This window comes from Klebsiella sp. GW_Kp181, assembly GCF_040062315.1.
Classification (GTDB): Bacteria; Pseudomonadota; Gammaproteobacteria; order Enterobacterales; family Enterobacteriaceae; genus Klebsiella; species Klebsiella oxytoca.
Map to the genome: position 1 here is coordinate 42,994 of NZ_JBEAFR010000057.1, position 20,346 is coordinate 63,339.

Below are 20,346 nucleotides of genomic sequence, written 5' to 3' on the forward strand. Positions count from 1 at the left end.
CGCTGAATGACGCAATGGAGAGATCCGATGAATTCGTCTGCTGTTTCACCCGGCCGCGCCGGTTTATTCCTTCTGTTGACCGGTCAGATGCTGCCGCTGATCGACACCTCGATCGCCAACGTCGCGCTGGACTCCATCACCCAATCGCTGAACGCCAGCGCCACCCAGCTGGAGCTGATTGTCGCGCTGTACGGCGTCGCCTTTGCCGTCTGCCTGGCGATGGGCAGCAAACTTGGCGATAACTATGGCCGCCGCCGTCTGTTTATGTGGGGCGTGGCGATTTTTGGCGTCGCCTCCCTGCTGTGCGGAATGGCAAACTCTATCACCACGCTGCTGGCGGCGCGCACGGTCCAGGGCGCCGGCGCGGCGCTAATCGTGCCGCAGATCCTCGCCACGCTGCATATCACCCTCAAAGGCAACGCCCACGCCCGGGCCATCAGCCTGTACGGCGGCATTGGCGGTATCGCCTTTATCGTCGGTCAGATGGGCGGCGGCTGGCTGGTCTCGGCGGATATCGCCGGTTTAGGCTGGCGGAATGCCTTCTTTATTAATGTGCCGATCTGCCTGCTGGTGCTGGCCTTTAGCCCGCGATACGTCCCGGAGACCCGGCGCGAAGCGCATTCGCGCATCGACTGGCAGGGCACCTTCAGCCTTGCGCTGATCCTCTGCTGCCTGCTGTTTCCGATGGCGCTGGGGCCGGAGCTGCACTGGCCGTGGACGCTGCAGCTGATGTTAGCTGCGGTGCTGCCGCTGCTGGTCTGGATGCGGGCCAGCGCGCTGAGCAAACAGCAGCGCGGCGAGCAGCCGCTATTGCCACCTCGCCTGCTGAAGCTCACCAGCATTCGCTTTGGCATGGCCATCGCCCTGCTCTTTTTCAGCGCCTGGTCCGGATTTATGTTCTGTATGGCGTTGACCATGCAGGCCGGTCTGGGAATGGCGCCGTGGCAGTCCGGGAATAGCTTTATCGCGCTCGGCGTGGCCTACTTCATCTCCGCGCTGTACGCGCCGAAGCTGATTGCCCGCTACAGCATGGGACGCATTTTGCTGACTGGCCTGTCGGTGCAGATTGTCGGCCTGCTGCTGCTGTGCGCGACCTTTTATCGCCTCGCTACCCACACCAGCACCCTGGCGCTGGTCCCCTCCACGGCGCTTATCGGCTACGGGCAGGCGCTGATCGTGAATAGCTTTTATCGCATCGGGATGCGCGACATCAGCGCTTCTGACGCCGGGGCCGGGAGCGCAATTCTCAGCACCCTGCAGCAGGCGACGCTGGGCCTGGGCCCGGCAATTCTCGGGTCGCTATTCTTAACTCTCGCCCAGCGCAGCGGCGGCGACTATCCCCGGGCGCTGATCGATTTCCTGGCGGTGGAAGTGGTGATGATGCTGGTACTGGGCGCCATCGCGCTGTGGCTACGCCGACACCTTAACGTCCGTCCGGCGGTAGCGACGCCATAATTCACATCGGCGTAACCTGCGATTTGCATAATAGACATCCAGCGGTCATCATAACCGCTGGATGTAAAGGAGACGTTATGCAGGAATTCATATCGCACATCGCCGCATTAGGCATCAAAATTACCCCCACCACCTCACTCATTATTATCTTCGGCATTATTTTTCTGACGGCGATTGTCGTTCACCTTATTCTGCACAAAGTGGTGCTGCGCACCTTCGAAAAGCGGGCGCAGGCCAGCAGCCACCTATGGTTGCAAATTATTACCCAGAACAAATTATTTCATCGTCTGGCCTTCACCCTGCAGGGGATTATCGTCAACGTGCAGGCGGTGCTATGGCTACAAAAAGGCAGCGAGGCGGCGGAAATACTCACTACCTGCGCGCAGCTGTGGGTGATGATCTACGCGATGCTGTCCTTCTTTTCGCTGCTGGACGTAGTGTTCAATTTATCGCAGAAATTCGCCACCGCTTCTCAGCTGCCGCTTAAAGGGATATTTCAGGGAATTAAGCTGGTCTGCGCGATTATTGTCGGCATTCTGGTTATCTCCTTACTGATTGGCCAGTCGCCGGCGATTCTGATTAGCGGCCTCGGCGCGATGGCCGCGGTACTGATGCTGGTGTTCAAAGACCCGATTCTCGGCCTGGTGGCAGGTATTCAGCTCTCTGCCAACGATATGCTCAAGCTCGGCGACTGGCTGGAGATGCCGAAATATGGCGCCGACGGCGCGGTGATCGACATCGGCCTGACCACGGTGAAGGTGCGCAACTGGGACAATACCATCACCACTATTCCCACCTGGTCGCTGGTTTCCGACTCGTTTAAAAACTGGAGCGGTATGTCGGCATCCGGCGGTCGCCGGATTAAGCGCAGCCTGAATATCGATACCACCAGCATTCATTTTCTCGATGAACAGGAGCAGCAGCGCTTAATTCAGGCCCGGCTGCTGAAGCCGTATATGGATTCGCGTCATCAGGAAATTAGCCTGTGGAACCAGCAGAACGCCACCGACCAGTCGGTGCTAAACCAGCGCAAAATGACCAATATCGGCACCTTCCGCGCTTATTTGCAGGAGTATTTACGCAACCATTCGCGCATCCGTAAGGACATGACGCTGATGGTGCGCCAGCTGGCTCCGGACGCCAGCGGCCTGCCGATTGAGATTTACTGTTTCACCAACACCGTGGTGTGGGCGGAGTATGAGAGCATTCAGGCGGATATTTTCGACCACGTTTTTGCCGTGGTTGATGAGTTCGGCCTGCGGATTCACCAGTCCCCCACCGGCAACGATATTCGTTCGCTGGCGGGCGCGGTATCCGGGTAAAACTCAGGTGCTGGCGCGGGGGATCACGCGCCAGTCCATCATCACCCGCTCGACCGCAGCGTCGGGATTATCGATTCTCTTCATCAGTAGCGTCACGGCGGTACGGCCAATCTCGCGCGAAGGCTGTTCCACGGTGGTCAACTGCGGCGATACCACTTCGGCCAGTTCGGTACCATCAAAACCGATTACCGCAATATCTTCCGGCACCCGCAATCCGGCCTGAGCGATAGCCCGCAGCGCGCCCGCCGCCAGCGAATCTGAGACCGCAAATACCGCATCCGGTTTCTCTTTCTGCGCCAGCAGCGTTTCCATCGCCCGGGTACCGGCGGCGGCGCTCAGGTCGCTGGCGTAGGTGACCTGTTGATACGCCAGTTCGCGAACGTGCAGCACGCTTTTGTAGCCGCGCTCGCGCAGGCGCGAGTAGCGATAGCTGAGATCGTGGTTGATTAAGGCAATGCGTTTTCGCCCGCCGTCAACCAGCCGGGAAACGGCGCCCTGCGCCGCGTCGACATCGTTGATGCCCACGCAGGAGATGCTGCCGTTATCGGCATATTCCGCGCACTGCACCCAAGGTGCGTCGCCGATCATGGTGGTCAGTTCCGGCAGGCTGGAGAGCGCGTTCATGGTGATGATGCCGTCGACCATTTTGCCGGAGAGCAGCTGCAGGCCAGAAGTAGAACGGGCCAAATCCGAGCCGGAATTACACAGCAGGATCCGGTAGCCGTTCTTTTCCGCCTCTTCTTCAATACCCTTGACCACCTCGGCGCAAAAGGGGTTAGCGATATTAGAGACCATCACCAGAATCATATTGCTGCGGGCCGTTCGCAGCTGGCGGGCCAGCAGATTAGGCTGGTAGTTACTCTCTTTGATCGCCTGCAGCACACGTTCGCGATTCTTCGCTTTAACGGTATCGCTGTTATTCAATACCCGCGATACCGTCGCCACCGAGACGCCCGCCAGGCGAGCGATTTTCTGAATTGACATAGAGGCTGCACTTCCCGCATAGACGTTATTTTCCGCAGGCTATCATAAATGAGCGCCGCCCGCGCCGTCAGCAGGTTTTGCGAGAATTGACGGGATTGATTAGCACGCTAAGGCCGTTATCATGATGGCCCAGGCGTTGTTTCGCCAGAGGCGAAACGAATGCGGGTCGTTGAACACTATCGGTATATAACTGGGGTATCTCTTGAACACCATAAAAAATATTCACATCGCGGCGGCAACGATCGTCGACGGTCAAGGACGCTGTCTTTTAGTACGCAAACGAGGGACTGAGTACTTTATGCAGCCCGGTGGAAAGCCTGAAATCGGGGAAACCCCGGAAGCGGCGCTGATCCGCGAGCTCGAAGAGGAGCTCAACTTTAGCGTTTCACCTGAAGAACTGGTTCCGGTCGGCCGTTTCACCGATACGGCGGCAAACGAGCCGGGCCATACGGTCTCTGCGGATATCTTTCAGATAGCCACCAACAGAGCGAACTTTACGCCGACGGCCGAAATAGAAGAAGTTATCTGGTATACGCCGGGTCAGGCTCGGCATATTAAGCTTGCTCCTCTTACCGAGAATCACCTGCTTCCTCTGCTGAAAGGGGCGTAAGCTCGCCGGACACCGCGAAAGAGTTAGCTCATTTGTCTGCAAGTCAAAATCCACGCTGCCATCGTCCCGGTGGCGCTACGGCGGCTTCCAGACAAAGCCAGTTCAGGCTGAAGCGCCCCATTTCACCGAGAAGCATTGCCCGCTTCTTCCGGTGAAGATTTAGCACATCCTTCTGATTTACTTCCCTGCAAACTGCGACGTGTTTTAGCGCTTAAAAACGCCCGGTTTTGTACGCCAGATCATATTTCGCCAGACAATCCTTTCCCCCATAATCCAAAATATCGCAACTTTCCCTTACAAAAATTAGGCCATTACAGAACAAACCCCACAAAATAAAACAAAATAAAAACACAAAATTAACAAACAGCGATGAGATAGCATTTTTTTTGACCTTTTGTGCTGTTTTTTTTTAACCAATCCTCGCCCATTCAGCGAGAAAATTCCTGGTCGCAATGGATAATTCTTAAAGAGCGATCGACATAAAATACTGCACCTTAAGATTTTTCTTATTTATTAGAGTGGGTTAGTATAAATCCAGACATTTTCTGGACTTAAGAATTTACACATTTTTCATCTGTATAACTCTCCAGAAATTAAAGTTGTCACAATTATTAACTAGCCATAATATAGCCACATCATTGAACGATAGGGTAAGACAATATAGGGAAATAAATCGACATATGCTTCCTCAGAAATATGAGAAGGTATACTGCATAAGCTGTCAGTATCAGTGCGAAATCTATCCACGACCTACGATAAAATCGATTAATTGCATTGAAACTCACTATTGCGTATGGCCTGATAAAAATATCTATTTAAAAAATGGTGTGCATTGTTTTTTAATTAACAAGCATTACAACTTCTCTAATTCTGGCTTTATTTTTGTTGATTTTTCTCGCTACAACATCAGATTATTCACCAATGATAAATGGATTGAATATCTGATCAAGACAGGGCTGCGGGTAGTTTTGATTGCCGACAGATTAGCGCAACCGCTGGCGCTGTACTGGAAACACCGCTGTCAGCAGATAATTTCGATTATTAATACCAGCGATACCCGAGATGAGATTGAAAAGAAAATACAGCTTTCGTTTCTCGGTCAAAGAGATGCTCGAGGCTACCGTCAAAAACTCAGCGATCAAGAGGTATTGGTACTCGACCTTTTACTCGCAGAGAAGTCGGTTAAAGAGATAGCAAAAGAATTGCAGATGGCAGAAAAAAGGATCTACGCAATTAAGCTCAGCTTGCAGAATAAGATGGGAGGCAGAGGGAAGTTAAACATTATTCTATCTGGATAAACTAATTATCAGTATTTACAGCAATAACTCCATAAATGGAACTAACTTAATTATTCTCAGGAAATTTAAAATGAAAAAAATCGTATTAGCGGGTGTTGTGGCTGCGGCTCTTATCTCTACCAATGCAATGGCTAACGTGACGACTTCCGCCACTGCCAGCTGGGATGCTAGCGCAACTAAAGACACCACCAGCGCGCTGGTTGTCACTCCGCTGAAATCCCTGAACTTCCAGTACGCTGAAGGGATTAAAGCGTTTAACGCTCAGAAAGGCGCTTTTGACATCACCATCCAGGGCCAGTCTGGCGCGACTGACTTCACGCTGACCTCTCAAATCGTCAGCAACACCCTGAGCCGTACCACTGACGCCTCTACTCTGGCCGTTGGTGTGAGCTGGAACGGCAACGCACTGAACAAAACCACGCCGGTAACGATGATTGATGCGGGCAACAACATCTCCGCAGGTCTGGATGCGCTGGCAGTCGCCACCGCCTTCGCAGGCGCCGATCGCGTCAGCACCCAGGGTAACTTCGATTTCACTATCGACTCCGCGACTTCTGACGGCAGCACCGCCGCTGAGTTCAAAGATTTAACCGACGGTTACTGGAGCGGCGACGTTCGCGTTCAGTTCAACGCGGAATGGACTATCTAATCAGGTGTAGCCAACACCTGTCCGGTATGACAAGGAGGCTTTGGCCTCCTTATAAGGATGCGCCATGAAACTGAATCCATTATTACTCTCTCTCTTCTTATTCACCGTGACGCCCTCCTCCCATGCAATAAATGTCGGAGACGTCACCTCAATAATGGGGCCGGATGCCTCGACGCTGGCAAAAGAAATCATTAATACCACCGATACGGCGCGTTACGTTAGCGTCAACGTGGAGCGTATCTCATCGCCGATGGCCGGCGGCAAGGTTATCCCGATGGCGAGCAGATCGGAATTATTGTCAACGCCAGCCAGTCTGATATTACCCGGAAATGCGAAAGAGAACTTTCGTTTTTTTTACAAAGGGCCACAGGATAATCAGGAGCGTTATTACCGCATATCCTGGACCGATGAGCCGGTGACCGAGTTTGAGGCCAGTAAAAAGAAAAAACAGGGTGAGGCAACGACCTCTGCCATTATTGGTACCATTCTGGTGGTCGCGCCGCGCGAAGAAAGATTCGACTATCGTCGAGATAATGACACGGTAACCAATACCGGTAACGCTTCATTCCGCGTTATCTCCTACGGACCCTGTCGTGATAAAGCGAAGGATGAGGGGCAAGGCTGTCGTGAACGCTATTATGTCATGCCTGGTATCAGCGTAAAAATAAAGCATACCGATCTCACCAACAAAAAAACGCGAATTGGAATATGGCACGGTGAGCAATATATAAATGTAAACTGAGTAATATTATGGATAATCTTGGTTATGTCAAAGGGACGTTGTTCGCTGGGTTATTGATTACGGTAAACCAGGGTTGGGCAGCTAATGCTACAGCGCCAGTCAAAGTCAGTAACTATATTATTCCTTCGGTATTTGCTAACGCGTTATATCAGGGCATGTCGGTCCCTGTTTTTATTCGTTATGAAGGCGATAATAGTACCCAACGCAGCCAGCAAAAAATCGCTGATGCCATCCTTACCATCAAGGATAATGAGTTTCGCCTGAACCAGATCGCCCTCAGCGATCTGCCGGAGCGAACCGAATTATCACCGCAGATAAAATCGTTGCTCAACGAGATGCAGGACAAAAGCATCGGCGACGGTCAGCGCGTTTATATCAACAAAGACGCCTCGCTTTCACTCGATACGCGTTCCTTTTATCTTGAGCTGACGGTTAACCGGGCAGCCATGCAGGCCGCTATTTTGCCGCGTACCAACATGCTTGGGGAATCCACTGCTCAGAATCTCTCGAGCGTGCTGAATTACTCGATGGGGAGCTATTACAATAAATATGAGAATACCGATAACGCCAGCAGCTATCTGACGCTGGACAATACCTGGTCGCTGCGCGAGCACCATCTGAACTTTAACGGTTCCCTGTACGGTATTGGTACCAGCAACCAGCAGAGCAAACTGTATCGCTCGATGTACGAACGCGACTATCAAGGGCGCCGCCTGGCGATGGGGATGGTGGATACCTGGAATCTGCAATCGATCGCCAGCATGAGCGCCCTGAACTCCAGCCGCATTTACGGCATCAGCTATGGCAATAAAAGCAGTTCCCAAACGCAGGACAACACGCTTGCTCTGGTTCCCGTCACGGTGTTCCTCCCGGCCGCCGGTGAAGTGCATGTTTATCGTGACGGTAAACTGCTCAGCATTCAAAACTTCTCGATGGGCAGCTACGAACTCGATACGTCGCGCCTGCCGTTTGGCATCTACAACGTTGACGTACAGGTGGTCGTTAACGGGCGCGTGGTCAGCAGCCGGACGGCAAATATCAATAAAACGTTCGCCCGAAAATCGAGCGTCACCGGTGATCTCTCATGGCAAACCTTCGCGGGCAGCCTCGAATACAACAAGATGGACTATCGCCACAACTACAACATCAATTATGGCACACGGAATACGTGGATTGCCGGGGTCGCCGCTGCAACCAGCCAACCCTGGCTTTCCGGCGTGAATCTGAAAACCACGCTCTACGGTTTTGACAATAACGGTGTCAATGAAACGGAAGCGAACGTGATTTTCAACAACGCGTTCAGCTTTAACCAGCAGGGGCTGCTCGCTACCGACGGCAGCTGGCAGAGTACCTCCACCTTCAACATGAGTTTACCGGACGGGTATGGCAACCTGTGGGGGTCGCGCCAGTACAGTTCCATCGGTAACGCGCTACCGATGCAGCAAAACGACTATGTGACCGTCGGCGCCAACGCTAACCTGCGCAAAATTGCGCCGTTCCTCGGTACGCTGAGCGTCAGCCGCACCAATAACAAATATACCGGGAGCACCTATACCAACGTCGATTATGATCAATCCTTGTTAGCTAATCGCTACGCAACCGTCACGCTACGCGCCGGTATTCAGAACTATCAGTACAACAACCATGAAAATCTGCGCGATAAGTACGTCAATATTGATGTCTCTATCCCCTTCTCCACCTGGCTCAGCACCGGAGTGTCCAGCCAGAACGGAAACATGCTGGCGAACGCCACGCTGCGCAAAAGCTTTGACAACCGCGCCATTACCCAGGTGGGGGCGTCGGTTTCGAAACAGATTAAACAGAATAAAAATGACGATAGTCGCTATCGTTCCGACGATTACGCCGCCAATGGTTACGTCAGCTATGACACCAAATATAACGCTGGCACCGTCTCCGTCAGCCGCTCATCGCAGCACAGTTCAAACTACAGCCTGAGTTCGCAGGGCAGCGTGGCCTGGACGCAAAAAAATATCTATGCAGGAAAAGGTACCCAAACCGCAGGCCTGGTGGTGAATACCAATTTCAGCGGCAAGGGCCGGATGATGGCGCAGATCAACGGCCAGAACTACCCGCTGACCGGCAAAAGCAATTTCATCAGTCTTCCGCCCTACGCGGAATATAAGGTGGAGCTGATGAACGACAAAAACTCAGAAGACAGCGTCGACATCGTGACCGACCGCCGCAGCAAAGTCGTGCTCTATCCGGGCAACGTCAGCGTGATTAATCCGGAAGTCAAACAGCTGGTCACCGTCTTTGGCCGGGTGAAAGACCGTCGCGGCGGTTACTACGCCAACGCCGATATTCATAACCACATTGGTAAAACCCGAACCGACGAACTCGGTGAGTTCGCCATGGACGTCGATAAGCGTTATCCAGTGATTACCCTGGTGGATAAATTCGGCGGCATTTGCGAAGTGGATCTGGATCTGAATGAAGCGAAAGGCGCCGTATGGGTCGGTGAGATCCCTTGTGAGATCCAACAACAAACGGCATCAGTGACTGGAGATGTTAAGAATGTCTATTAAACCCCAGAGCATCATGCTGCTGGCCGGCTGGCTGCTGGCTGCGCCGGCTATGGCGCTCACCCCCAGTAACAGCGGAAGCGGCAGCAACTCCTATATGTTTATCGACAATGATGTTGATGACGAATATTTCATCACCACCAGCTCCCTCGACCCGCGCTTCACCGGAGCCAACGTCTGGACAAAATATCCGACTAACCAGCGAAGTCTGGGATATATAACCTACATAGGCTGGGCTTACGCCAACCGCTACTTCGACCTGTGGATCGAGAATTCGCCCATTAACCAGCCGTTTCTTGGGATCCGTTGCATGTCTACGGGCGCAAACTGCCCGGCGTCTGGCTATATTTCTCCCGATGTCATCGATAAAGACGGCTTCTATCACGCGATGTCCGGCAACACCGTAGCAAACGGTTACTACGGTGCGGGAGCGCTAAGCCAGTCAGCCTATGAGTATTTTCGCGATCGGCCGGTGGGGACCATCGATTCTTTGCAGCTTAATCTTTGCTACATGAATACCAATACCGATTATGACTTTGCCTCCGGCGTTCGCTGTAAAGATCTCCCCAGCGGGGGAACATGGCGCTACTACACGTTCAACCTCGAAAAGGTCTCGCATCTGAAGTTAAACAGTACCGGTGCTCTGGCAGAAGTGTGGATTGCCAGCGATGGCACGCCAAGCGTCAACCTCGGCTCGGATTTGTGTCAAATGGGTGTGGTCGGGAGCGCTTCGGGGATCATCTGTAAAATGGTGTCTTACAATTTTCAGGAGACTAAAACTCTCACCACCTTACTTGATTTCCGGATGGTGATTGACACGGCGATGCTGGGATTTTCTCCTTCTACGTCTGACGTAAAGTACAGCGGTGATGGGGCAAGCTGGACCAATTTTGGTACGGTCAGCACCTATAACAAGGTTTTCAAACCGTCAGGCGAGTACGTGTACGTATTCCTGTCCAACGCCTTTTTCCAAAAAGTCCTCAAGGCAGGAACGGATTTAACCAACAAGGATGCTCTGTTTACCTTCTATTTTGATAACTCCGTCACCCCACAATCGGGTTATTATCAGTTCACGCCATCAACATTAATTAACATCATCCCGCGGGAATACGGCATCAGCATTGTTGCCAGCGACGGGCGTTCGCATCCACAAGCATCCGGCAAGATTGGTAGCGAAGAGCCCATCACCTTTGAATATAAAGTCACCACCTCCGCGTCGCGTCAGGCCGACAGTATTACCGCCCAGGTGATTGGCGACTCCGTCAACATGTATGGTTTGCCGTTCTGCCTGTTTACCTCAGCGGACGAGACGCTAAAAGTGCCGGTCCCGGCCTACCTCGAATGGACATCCTCTACCGGTAAAGCGGTAAAAGTCCGCAACAGCTGCGGCGAAGATCCTGTCGATATGACCAACGCCGTTTGGGTACAGACGGCCTGGAACGCCAACGTCAACGATGGTTTCTTTTTTACCACCACGCTGAAACTGCTGTTTCCGATGGATGACCCACATTCACAATTCACCACCAATGGTCATGACTGGATGGGGACCGTCAGCGCCACCGGCGATGTAAAAGTGACCGCCACGTGGATTGGCGTCGAGCGGGGGGGATGATGAAAAACATCCTTGTCATCGGATTATGCGGGCTGTGTATTCAGCCCGCTTCCGCGGTGTACTTTGATTCCATCATTTATGATATGGATGCCAGGAAAGATTTTATCTCCCGGCCAATAGTCAATGATACAAAAAACAACAATTTGTATACCATATCGGCTTATAAAATCTCCCATCCGGGCAACGGAGATGAAAGACCCGTTCCAGGCCAGGATAAAGACCTGGTCTGGTCGCCGCTGCAGTTCACCGTGCAGGCCAATGGCCAGGAATATTTTAAACTCTATTACCGTGGGCCTAAAGATGACGTTGAGCGCTATTATCGGGTGATCTTTAAGGAGACGCCCGTCACAGTTTTCCCCTGGCGTCAGGATCAGAAAAAACTGGATATAGTACCTTCGGTATCGATGAGTACGATTCTCATCGTGCGCCCGCGTAAGACGCGATTCCAGTATGAAATTAATGAAGCCACAGGCACCATTAAAAATACTGGCAATACCTATTTTAGAGTCATTCTGCAGAAAGGCTGCAATGGTGACGATGAAAGTTCAACGCAATTTTATATGTTGCCAGGGGAGAGCTGGACAGGCCCCGAGGCGAAGAATAGCAACAGGAAATACATTGTCGCATTAGGCCGCTATCATCAGTTAGGAAAGGGCTGTTTTATGAGTTCGCCGGGCTAACCGCTGCTAATCCAGAGCGGGGATATTATGCCTGAAGCGCAGCTCGCGCAGGCGGTTGAGTCCGCCGAACTTCTTGCATAAAGAGTATTGAAAGCGGTAGACGCTGCGGGTATCGCACGCCATGATGCGGGCGATATCCTGACTGGAGTACCCATCTGCCAGCAGGCGCAGCGTCTTCATTTCATGATCCGTCAGCGACGGTGTGCGCCGGCAGCGAAGATTTCGCCCCAGCATGATGCGTTTTATTTTCTTGATTAAGCTGCTTAAGCCATCGTTGACCTCTACCACCGACCATAATAACCCGGAACGCAGCATCCAAAAATTAGCCATGGGTAGCATGCTCTTATCCGCGAGTAAAATAACTTTCAGCCCGGTCTCCTGCAGTTTTTCAACCCACCCCTCATGCAGAAAATACAAAATATTGTCGAGGGAGAAATCCACCAGCACCATTCCTTCAGGCAGAAAACAGGTAATTTCACGAAAAACCAAATCATTAACCGCTCGCTTAAAAAAATAGTTTTTATCTGGCCATACAGAAAACTTCCTCTCTCCGCAAAGGGATCGCTCCATTTTATCTTCCGCTTCAATAGGGCAGTTTAAACCACACGCCATACATTTAATCTGATGGTTATCTTCCGGCATTCACATTACCTCTTGAGTAGCTAAAAAATATTTTCAAAAAGATACAGGTGGGATATCAAACATACTATAAACAAAAATTCCTGCCGCTATTATATTTACTATAAATATAGAAAACAAAAGACTAATTTATACTTCCAGACCTTAAGGAAAATAACGTTAACAGGTCTTATTAAATATTTTAATAGAATCCCCATATAATTTAACTATATCGTATTCTGTATATCAAAACATAGATGACCTGATTCCCTTAGACGAAGCGAGCATAATATTTTTTGTGACTTAATTTATCATCACGCAATACATAAAATTCGCAGGCTATCATCATTCTTTGGTTCTTGTGGGCAATGACCCCTTCACCGCCGCCGGGAATGTCTCCGCCAGCCAGTCGATAAATACGCGCAGCCGGGATGTGACATGGCGATTCTGCGCATAAACCACATGAAAGGGATAAGGAGCCGGACGCCATTTATTCAATATTTCCACCAGTAATCCGTTCGCCAGCGCATTTCTCAGCGAATATGAGAAGGTCTGAACAATCCCCAGCCCAGCCTCCGCTGCCGCAATATGCGCGTTGCTCTCATTTACGCCAAGGTGATGTTCCGTTTTGATCTCTTGCGCGATGCCGTTAGCCAGAAAGCGGAACGGGAAGGCTCTTCCGCTGGTGGGAGATAAATAGCCGACCAGCCGATGTCCGTTCTTCAACTCATCGGGATACGCGGGAACACCATAAAGCCTGAAATAGCCCGGCGTGGCGCAGGTCACGATCGTCGCTTCGCCGATTTTGCGCGCGATCAGCGTCGAGTCGTCCAGCGGACCGCCTCTGATCGCGCAGTCGATATTGCCGCTGATAAGGTCCGAGGGGCTGTCGGCAACCGCCAGGTCGATACGAATATCCGGATAGGTTGCCATAAAATCAGCCAACAGCGGGATCAGCACGTCGCGAGCGGTGGAGCCGCCTACCGCGACGCGCAGATGCCCTTTTGGTTTATTGCGGGCAGCGCGAAATGAGGCATCCACCTCATCCAGTTCTTTCAGAATCCGCACCGCTTTTTCATAGTATTCACGCCCTTCCGGCGTGACGGTAATGCGTCGGGTCGTGCGCTGCAGCAGGCACACGCCAAGATGCGATTCAAGCTGTTGAATCGCTTTACTCAGGGTGGCATTGGGCATATTCAGGGAGTCTGCGGCCCGGGTAAAACTGTTGGCTTCGACAACGCGCGTAAAAACTTTAAGGGCTGAAAACCGATCCATTATTCATTTTTCCTGATAATAGCCGCTGATTATTCACCAGTGTGAAGAGTGTTTTTCACATTACTCCGTTTTTTGCATCCGTGGCTGACGGTAGAGTGGCTCCCGTACTCAGTCGCCAGGTGGTCACGGTAAGTGGATGACTCAATTGGCATATTCATACTTTAGTTAAGGAAGTGCACCATGAGTAAAAAACTTTCGGCAAAAATCGCGTTAGTCACCGGCGGCACCTCGGGTATCGGCCTGGCATCAGCCCGGGAGCTGGCCTCGCAGGGAGCGACGGTCTATATCACCGGTCGCCGTCAGGAAGAGCTTGATGCGGCGGTCGCGTTAATCGGTCCCGCCGCCAGCGGGATCCGCGCCGATGCCTCGATATTAAGCGACCTCGATAGGGTGTTTTCGACCATTGCCAGAGAATCAGGGCGACTGGATGTGCTTTTTGCCAATGCGGGCGGCGGCGATATGATGCCGCTGGGCGCCATAACGGAAGAGCACTTCGATCGCATTTTCGCTACCAACGTGCGCGGCGTGCTGTTCACCGTCCAGAAGTCCTTGCCGCTGTTGACCCAGGGGGCTTCCATCATCCTTACCGGCTCGACCGCGGCGGTGAAAGGCACCGCGAACTTCAGCGTGTACAGCGCCAGTAAGGCCGCCGTGCGTAACCTGGCCCGCTCATGGGCGCTGGACCTGAAGGCGCGCGGTATCCGCGTGAATGTGGTCAGCCCGGGGCCCGTCCGTACGCCCGGCCTGGGAGGACTTGTCGCGGAAGAGCAGCGCCAGGGACTCTTTGATATGCTGGCCGCCGACGTCCCACTGGGCCGCATTGGCGAGCCCGAGGAGGTCGCTAAAACCGTCGCTTTTCTGGCGTCAGACGACGCGAGCTTTATTAACGCCGCTGAAATCTACGTTGATGGCGGGCTGGCGCAGATCTAAAAAATGCTGCCTGAAGACCCTTGGATTGATGGGTCTTCAGGTGCTACCGTGCATCTATAATTAGCCGTTTTGTTCTGTAGCCGAATGATCGGCGTACCTGTTCTAATAATTATGGATGATGATATCAATGAAACTCAAAATAGCGCTTATCGCGCTCGGCTGTTCGCTCACCGCCCTTTCCGGTTGTACCTCCTCAAAATCTTCCCCGGAACGCCACGCTTACTATTTTGTCTCACACCGCAGCGATTTCGTCGGCGGTAACTTCGCCACTAACCGTCAGGAAAACTACCGCTTAAATCTGCCGACCTTTACCGAAATCTATGCCCGTGGCCAGCAGGACAAAAAATCGGGAATGAGCGAAAGCGATGCCCGTCGCACCGCCGACGCTATCAGGCAGCAGGTGGCTAAGGGCACAAAAACCCAGCACGCGTTCACCGGTAACGCCAGCGATAAATGGGACAACGAAATGGAAAATAAGGATGCCGTATTGTTCGGTAACGAACTGGCCGGGACGTATCTTGATGGCTATTTTGGCGTGAAATAACACAGCGGGTGCGCGAAATGCGCACCGCGCCTTCGGCTTACCTTTCCACCTTCACCCAGCGCTGCTGCTGATGGCTTTTCACTATCGCCGCAATGATGTACATCACGTCTGCCCCCTCGTAGAACGAAGCGAAACGCCGCGACGATGCCGGCGGCATTCGGTCGGCGCGCACCGCCTGATAAAAGCTCAGCATCATATTTTTAAACGCATCGGGCCAGCCTTCATTATGCCCGCCGGGGAAATGGGCGCTGGCGGCGGCCTCGCCGAGCATCAGGCTCGGATCGTCGCTGAGCAGTTGGTTTGGCCGCTGGCGATGACCAATCCACAGCCGCTGCGGCACCTCCTGATCCCAGGCCAGCGAACAGCGGCTGCCGCCGATCTCCACCGTCAGGCCGTTTTTTCTCCCGGCGCTGACCTGCGAAACGATAAAGCTCCCCTTGCTGCCATCGTCGAAGCGAAACAGGACCGACCCCAAATCTTCGGTATCGACGGGCCGCGCTTCATACGCGGTACCATCGCGATGCTGGCTGAACGTCGCGTCGCCGGCCACGGGCACCTGGCGCGTCGGCCAGACGATAGACAGATCCGCCATCACCTCCACAATGCGTCGGCCGGTCATAAACTGCACCGTATCGCACCAGTGGGAACCAATGTCGGCCATCGCCCGCGAGGCCCCGCCCTGCACCGAATCCACGCGCCAGTTATAGTCACTCTCCAGCAGCATCCAGTCCTGCAAATAGCTGCCGTGCGCCGCAAACAGCCTCCCGACGTCGCCGTTGCGCATCATCGCCGCCGCCTGCTGCACCATGGCAAACTGGCGATACACAAAGCTGACCCCATGAACCACTCCGGCGCTTTCCGCCAGCGCCACCAGCTCGCGGGCCTCCTCGGTGGTCATGCAGAGCGGTTTTTCTGAAAAAACGTGCAGACCGGCGGAGAGGATCTGTCGGTTAATCCGCGCATGCAGGTGGTTCGGCGTACAGTTATGCACCACTTGCAATCCGGGATGCGCCAGCAGCGCCTCGACGCTACCGTAGGCGTGCGCCACGTTGAGCTGGCGCGCCTTCTGCTGCGCCACTTCCAGCGAACCGTCGCACAGCGCCACCACCTCGATGTCGCCTACCCGACGCAGCGCTTCCAGATGCGCCGGCCCGATAAACCCGGAGCCAATAATGCCGATCTGAATCATTCTTCCCCCTCCTTGCCTGCGGCAAAGTCATCAAACGCCCGCCCGGAGACCGGGATGATATGGCGGCGGATAAACTCGCTGCCTTCGCGCGCGCCAACCTCCGCGTCCTTCAGGCAGCACTCCCACTCCAGCACCGCCCAGCCGTCAAAATCATACTCGGTGAGCTTGCTGAAAATCGTTTTGAAATCGATCTGCCCGTCGCCCAGCGAACGAAAACGCCCCGCCCGCTGCTGCCAGTTCTGATAGCCGCCGTAGACCCCGCTGCGCCCGCTGCGGCGGAATTCGGCATCTTTGACGTGAAACGCTTTGATCCGCGAATGATAGATATCGATGTAACCCAGGTAGTCCATCTGCTGAAGATGTAGATGGCTGGGGTCATAGAGCATATTACAGCGCGGATGGTTATCGACCCGCTGCAGGAAACGCTCAAAGGTCACGCCATCATGCAGGTCTTCGCCGGGATGGATTTCGTAGCAGACATCCACGCCCTGCTCGTCAAAAACGTCCAGCAGCGGTCGCCAGCGCCGGGCCAGTTCATCGAAGGCCTCATCGAGAAGCGGCTGATTATGCGGCGGCCACGGATAAAAATAAGGCCACGCCAGCGCGCCGGAAAAGGTGGCGTGCGCCTTCAGCCCCAGACGCGCCGAGGCCACCGCCGCCTGGCGCACTTTCTCGACCGCCCACTGCTTGCGCGCCTGCGGGTTACCGCGCAGCGCGGCGGGCGCAAACGCGTCAAAGGCCTTATCATAAGCCGGATGGACGGCCACCAGCTGTCCCTCAAGATGAGTGGACAGCTCGCTGATCGCCAGGCCCTGTTCCGCCAGTATGCCGCTCACCTCATCGCAGTAGCTCTGACTTGCGGCGGCGCGTTCAACGTCGAAAATCGCCGGATAATTGCAGGGGATCTGCAATGCCTGATAGCCCAAACCTGCGGCCCACTGCGCCACGCCCTCCAGGGTATTAAACGGCGCCTGCGGGCCGATAAACTGCGCCAGAAAAATGCCCGGTCCTTTAATGGTTTTCATACCACCTCCTGAAAAATTAACGCTGCTCTTTCTCGTTGTACTGGAAAGAGAAAAGGAAAATCAGCGCGATAACCGCAGCGGCCACCGCCGGGATCCACCAGAAGGTCACCCACGCTTGCGGCACGCTCTGGCCGGCGACCAGATGGTTATACAGCGCGCCGGAGATCTGCGATCCCAGCAGCATACCGATGCCATAGGTGAACATAACAATCATGCTCTGCGCCTGGCCTTTGACCTTCTCACCGGCCACGCGATCGGTATAAATAAAGCCGACTACAAAGAAAAAGTCGTAGCAGACGCCGTGCAGCAGGATGCCCAGATAGAGCAGGAACCGCCCCTCTTCGCTGACGCCAAGGGCAAAGAAGGCGTAGCGTACGAACCACGCCGCCATGCCGATCAGCAGCATGTATTTAACCCCCAGGCGGCGGAACAGCAGCGGGATCACCAGCATAAAGAAGATTTCTGACATCTGACCGAAAGACATCGCGGTGCTGACGTCCGCCACCCCGGCATCCGCCAGATAAGAGGCGGTGTAGGCATAGTAGGTCCCGAGCGGAATCGAAATCAGCGTCGCGCAGAGGGAGAAAATGAGGAAGTGGCGCGTTTTTAGCAGCGCGAAAGCGTCGGCGCACAGCAGATCGCGAAACTGTACCGGCGTCCCCTTCGCCGGCGCCGGCGTATGCGGCAGCGTCAGACTATAAACGGCCAGCGCCACCGAGCAGAGCGCCGCCAGAGTAAAAATACCGGTGGTATCGGAGATACCGGTGACGCCGATAAAGATACCGGCGATGATCCAGCCGATAGTGCCGAAGACGCGCACCACCGGGAAGGTTTTATCGACGTTCGCCAGGCTGTGGAAAGCGATATTGTTGGTCAGCGCCAGCGTCGGCATATAGCACAGGGTATAGCCGAACAGCAGGCCGATCAGCAGCGCGCCGTTTTGCGCCACCAGCGCCTGCGGAACAAACCACAAAATAACCGCCCCGGCCAGATGCATTACCGCCATCACCTTCTGCGAAGCGAAAAAGCGATCGACCAGCATCCCCAGCACAAACGGTGAGAGAATAGAGGCAATCGGCCCGGCGGAGAAGGCATCGCCAATCAGCAGCGACATCTCATAGCGGGTCATCACCAACCCCAGCGTCACCGACCAGCTTCCCCAGATAAAAAACTGCATAAACATCATTAACGACAGCCGCGGCACCAGAAAACGGTGGGCTACGCGGGGTGTTTCACGACCTTCGGTTGTTGTGACCATTTCGACCGCCCTCAAAAAGTAATCGATTACAAATACGCTCAAATCAAAAGTAATCGATTACAAAAAGAAGATCGCGAGCAAAATACGCTAAGCGCGAAGAAGATCACAATAAAAAGAGATAATGCCCCGCCGGACGACGGGGCGATCGCCCTACGCCGAACGGCGCAGGGTTTTAAAGGCCACAAACAGGAACAGGATCCAGACCGGCAGCAGAATCGCCGACAGGCGCATACCGTCAATCGTGCACATCAGCACCAGGATCAGCCCAAGAAAGGCGATACAGATATAGTTGCTGGCGGGCGACAACAGGGCTTTAAACTTCGATTCGCGCCCTTTGCGCCGCTGGGCGGCGCGGAACTTCAGGTGCGCCAGACAGATCATAATCCAGTTCAGCAGCAGCGTCGCTACCACCAGCGCCATCAGCAGACCGAGAGCTTTTTGCGGCAGCAGGTAGTTAAGCAGCACCACCAGCGAAGTAATGACTCCCGATAGCAGCAGAGAGTTAACCGGCACGCCGCGCTTGCTGACGCGGGCGAGAAACTTCGGCGCATTGCCCTGTACCGACAGGCCAAACAGCATCCGGCTATTGGAATAAACGCCGCTGTTATAGACCGACAGCGACGCTACCAGAATGACGAAGTTTAGCGCTGAAGCCACCACGTTACTGTCAAGATTATGAAAGATCATCACGAACGGGCTGCTGTCGGATTTAATTTCCACCCACGGATAGAGCGCCAGCAGAACCACCAGCGAGCCGATATAAAACAGCAGGATACGGTATACCACCTGGTTAACCGCTTTCGGGATGCTCTTTTCCGGATTGTGGGCTTCCGCCGCGGTAATGCCGATGAGCTCCAGCCCGCCGAAGGAGAACATAATGACCGCCAGCGACATGATCAGGCCATGCCAGCCGGTGGCGAAGAAACCGCCGTGTTTCCACAGGTTATCGATGCCCGCTTTGCTGCCGCCGTGGCCGCCGAACAGCATCCACAGGCCAAAGCCGATCATGCCGATAATCGCCAGCACCTTGATCAGCGCAAACCAGAACTCCGCTTCACCGTACAGACGCACGTTCACCAGGTTGACGGCGTTGATAATGATGAAAAAAGCGGCGGCCCAGATCCACGTCGGCACGTCCGGCAGCCAGTACTGCATATAGATCCCGGCGGCGGTCAGCTCCGCCATCCCGACCAGCACGAACATTACCCAGTAGTTCCAGCCGGAAAGAAAGCCGGCGAACGGCCCCCAGTACTTATAAGCAAAGTGGGCAAAGGAACCAGAAACCGGTTCTTCAACGACCATTTCGCCAAGCTGGCGCATGATCAGAAATGCGATGATGCCGGCGACGGCATAGCCGAGCAGTACGGCCGGTCCCGCCATTTGAATGGCTGGCCCGATGCCGAGAAACAGGCCGGTACCGATGGCGCCGCCAAGGGCGATAAGCTGAATATGTCGGTTCTGTAAACCGCGGTGAAGCGTCGGGCCGCTTTCCTCTACGGCATCCGACGGCGTTGACGCGTCTTTCACGTCGATCCCCTGTGTGTTTATATGAAGGGGCACCTTGTAACACTTATCCCCGTCATACTTCAAGCCGCAGATGCCCTGGCTTCAT

The 20,346-nt window shown here is 54.0% G+C and carries 18 protein-coding genes; 11 read left to right on the forward strand and 7 right to left on the reverse strand.

Annotation, left to right across the window (positions count from 1 at the left end; all coding sequences use genetic code 11):
* Nucleotides 1-27 precede the first annotated feature (27 nt).
* Nucleotides 28-1,455 carry an MFS transporter gene (locus ABLV11_RS13980; protein WP_004099971.1) on the forward strand — a complete coding sequence of 476 codons (1,428 nt, stop codon included), beginning with the start codon at nt 28-30 and terminating at the stop codon, nt 1,453-1,455.
* 77 nt (nt 1,456-1,532) lie between these two features.
* Complete coding sequence (locus ABLV11_RS13985) at nt 1,533-2,777, forward strand: mechanosensitive ion channel family protein (protein WP_126488730.1); 1,245 nt, start codon at nt 1,533-1,535, stop codon at nt 2,775-2,777.
* A 3-nt stretch (nt 2,778-2,780) separates the two neighbouring features.
* On the opposite strand, the gene ABLV11_RS13990 is transcribed toward ABLV11_RS13985, so the two are convergent.
* Nucleotides 2,781-3,761 (reverse strand): LacI family DNA-binding transcriptional regulator, encoded by a 981-nt coding sequence (locus ABLV11_RS13990; protein ID WP_004099966.1) that lies wholly within the window; start codon nt 3,759-3,761, stop codon nt 2,781-2,783.
* A gap of 211 nt (nt 3,762-3,972) precedes the next feature.
* On the opposite strand from ABLV11_RS13990, the gene ABLV11_RS13995 reads away from it, so the two are divergent.
* The 7 genes from ABLV11_RS13995 to ABLV11_RS14025 all read left to right on the forward strand — a co-directional run bounded on the left by ABLV11_RS13995 (nt 3,973) and on the right by ABLV11_RS14025 (nt 11,895).
* Nucleotides 3,973-4,371 (forward strand): NUDIX domain-containing protein, encoded by a 399-nt coding sequence (locus ABLV11_RS13995; protein WP_126489694.1) that lies wholly within the window; start codon nt 3,973-3,975, stop codon nt 4,369-4,371.
* A gap of 680 nt (nt 4,372-5,051) precedes the next feature.
* A complete protein-coding gene (locus ABLV11_RS14000; RefSeq protein WP_023320513.1) occupies nt 5,052-5,669 on the forward strand; it encodes a LuxR C-terminal-related transcriptional regulator in 618 nt (205 codons plus the stop codon).
* 70 nt (nt 5,670-5,739) lie between these two features.
* On the forward strand, nt 5,740-6,318 hold the full coding sequence (locus ABLV11_RS14005; RefSeq protein WP_017146412.1) for a common pilus major fimbrillin subunit EcpA: 579 nt from the start codon (nt 5,740-5,742) through the stop codon (nt 6,316-6,318).
* A 64-nt stretch (nt 6,319-6,382) separates the two neighbouring features.
* On the forward strand, nt 6,383-7,060 hold the full coding sequence (locus tag ABLV11_RS14010) for a hypothetical protein (RefSeq protein ID WP_017146413.1): 678 nt from the start codon (nt 6,383-6,385) through the stop codon (nt 7,058-7,060).
* An 8-nt stretch (nt 7,061-7,068) separates the two neighbouring features.
* Nucleotides 7,069-9,606 carry a TcfC E-set like domain-containing protein gene (locus tag ABLV11_RS14015; RefSeq protein ID WP_348855359.1) on the forward strand — a complete coding sequence of 846 codons (2,538 nt, stop codon included), beginning with the start codon at nt 7,069-7,071 and terminating at the stop codon, nt 9,604-9,606.
* Nucleotides 9,596-11,215 carry a fimbrial protein gene (locus ABLV11_RS14020; protein WP_126488726.1) on the forward strand — a complete coding sequence of 540 codons (1,620 nt, stop codon included), beginning with the start codon at nt 9,596-9,598 and terminating at the stop codon, nt 11,213-11,215. The genes ABLV11_RS14015 and ABLV11_RS14020 overlap by 11 nt, the downstream gene beginning before the upstream one ends.
* Entirely contained in the window at nt 11,212-11,895 is a 684-nt protein-coding gene (locus ABLV11_RS14025; protein ID WP_126488724.1) for a fimbria/pilus periplasmic chaperone, read from the forward strand. The genes ABLV11_RS14020 and ABLV11_RS14025 overlap by 4 nt, the downstream gene beginning before the upstream one ends.
* A 6-nt stretch (nt 11,896-11,901) precedes the next feature.
* Here ABLV11_RS14025 and ABLV11_RS14030 read toward each other — a convergent pair whose 3' ends face one another.
* Nucleotides 11,902-12,537, reverse strand: coding sequence for a LuxR C-terminal-related transcriptional regulator (locus tag ABLV11_RS14030; RefSeq protein ID WP_126488722.1), 636 nt, complete (start codon nt 12,535-12,537; stop codon nt 11,902-11,904).
* Between the two features lie 321 nt (nt 12,538-12,858).
* Nucleotides 12,859-13,788 carry a LysR family transcriptional regulator gene (locus ABLV11_RS14035; protein WP_348855360.1) on the reverse strand — a complete coding sequence of 310 codons (930 nt, stop codon included), beginning with the start codon at nt 13,786-13,788 and terminating at the stop codon, nt 12,859-12,861.
* A 180-nt stretch (nt 13,789-13,968) separates the two neighbouring features.
* Between ABLV11_RS14035 and ABLV11_RS14040 the strand changes: the two genes are divergently transcribed.
* Nucleotides 13,969-14,718, forward strand: coding sequence for an SDR family oxidoreductase (locus ABLV11_RS14040; RefSeq protein ID WP_126488720.1), 750 nt, complete (start codon nt 13,969-13,971; stop codon nt 14,716-14,718).
* 127 nt (nt 14,719-14,845) lie between these two features.
* A complete protein-coding gene (locus ABLV11_RS14045) occupies nt 14,846-15,262 on the forward strand; it encodes an Exc2 family lipoprotein (protein ID WP_126488718.1) in 417 nt (138 codons plus the stop codon).
* A 37-nt stretch (nt 15,263-15,299) separates the two neighbouring features.
* Here ABLV11_RS14045 and ABLV11_RS14050 read toward each other — a convergent pair whose 3' ends face one another.
* The 4 genes from ABLV11_RS14050 to pheP form a co-directional block, all read right to left on the reverse strand.
* Complete coding sequence (locus tag ABLV11_RS14050) at nt 15,300-16,451, reverse strand: Gfo/Idh/MocA family oxidoreductase (RefSeq protein ID WP_126488716.1); 1,152 nt, start codon at nt 16,449-16,451, stop codon at nt 15,300-15,302.
* Nucleotides 16,448-17,476, reverse strand: coding sequence for a sugar phosphate isomerase/epimerase (locus tag ABLV11_RS14055; RefSeq protein ID WP_348855361.1), 1,029 nt, complete (start codon nt 17,474-17,476; stop codon nt 16,448-16,450). Before ABLV11_RS14055 ends, ABLV11_RS14050 begins: the two co-directional genes overlap by 4 nt.
* A 16-nt stretch (nt 17,477-17,492) precedes the next feature.
* A complete protein-coding gene (locus tag ABLV11_RS14060) occupies nt 17,493-18,734 on the reverse strand; it encodes an MFS transporter (RefSeq protein WP_023320506.1) in 1,242 nt (413 codons plus the stop codon).
* 150 nt (nt 18,735-18,884) lie between these two features.
* The gene (gene pheP, locus ABLV11_RS14065; RefSeq protein ID WP_004099947.1) at nt 18,885-20,261 is read right to left on the reverse strand and encodes a phenylalanine transporter; all 1,377 of its coding nucleotides are present in this window, start codon (nt 20,259-20,261) and stop codon (nt 18,885-18,887) included.
* Between the last annotated feature and the right edge of the window lie 85 nt (nt 20,262-20,346).

What these genes read in the sequence shown, in the direction of transcription:
- ABLV11_RS14000 (WP_023320513.1), top strand. Translation starts at nt 5,052, where the DNA reads ATGCTTCCTCAGAAATATGAGAAGGTATACTGCATAAGCTGTCAGTAT.
- ABLV11_RS14015 (WP_348855359.1), top strand. Translation starts at nt 7,069, where the DNA reads ATGGATAATCTTGGTTATGTCAAAGGGACGTTGTTCGCTGGGTTATTG.
- ABLV11_RS14045 (WP_126488718.1), top strand. Translation starts at nt 14,846, where the DNA reads ATGAAACTCAAAATAGCGCTTATCGCGCTCGGCTGTTCGCTCACCGCC.
- ABLV11_RS14060 (WP_023320506.1), bottom strand. Translation starts at nt 18,734, where the DNA reads ATGGTCACAACAACCGAAGGTCGTGAAACACCCCGCGTAGCCCACCGT.
- ABLV11_RS14025 (WP_126488724.1), top strand. Translation starts at nt 11,212, where the DNA reads ATGATGAAAAACATCCTTGTCATCGGATTATGCGGGCTGTGTATTCAG.
- ABLV11_RS13980 (WP_004099971.1), top strand. Translation starts at nt 28, where the DNA reads ATGAATTCGTCTGCTGTTTCACCCGGCCGCGCCGGTTTATTCCTTCTG.
- ABLV11_RS14005 (WP_017146412.1), top strand. Translation starts at nt 5,740, where the DNA reads ATGAAAAAAATCGTATTAGCGGGTGTTGTGGCTGCGGCTCTTATCTCT.
- ABLV11_RS13985 (WP_126488730.1), top strand. Translation starts at nt 1,533, where the DNA reads ATGCAGGAATTCATATCGCACATCGCCGCATTAGGCATCAAAATTACC.
- ABLV11_RS14030 (WP_126488722.1), bottom strand. Translation starts at nt 12,537, where the DNA reads ATGCCGGAAGATAACCATCAGATTAAATGTATGGCGTGTGGTTTAAAC.
- ABLV11_RS14020 (WP_126488726.1), top strand. Translation starts at nt 9,596, where the DNA reads ATGTCTATTAAACCCCAGAGCATCATGCTGCTGGCCGGCTGGCTGCTG.
- ABLV11_RS14050 (WP_126488716.1), bottom strand. Translation starts at nt 16,451, where the DNA reads ATGATTCAGATCGGCATTATTGGCTCCGGGTTTATCGGGCCGGCGCAT.
- ABLV11_RS14010 (WP_017146413.1), top strand. Translation starts at nt 6,383, where the DNA reads ATGAAACTGAATCCATTATTACTCTCTCTCTTCTTATTCACCGTGACG.
- ABLV11_RS13990 (WP_004099966.1), bottom strand. Translation starts at nt 3,761, where the DNA reads ATGTCAATTCAGAAAATCGCTCGCCTGGCGGGCGTCTCGGTGGCGACG.
- ABLV11_RS14035 (WP_348855360.1), bottom strand. Translation starts at nt 13,788, where the DNA reads ATGGATCGGTTTTCAGCCCTTAAAGTTTTTACGCGCGTTGTCGAAGCC.
- ABLV11_RS14055 (WP_348855361.1), bottom strand. Translation starts at nt 17,476, where the DNA reads ATGAAAACCATTAAAGGACCGGGCATTTTTCTGGCGCAGTTTATCGGC.
- ABLV11_RS14040 (WP_126488720.1), top strand. Translation starts at nt 13,969, where the DNA reads ATGAGTAAAAAACTTTCGGCAAAAATCGCGTTAGTCACCGGCGGCACC.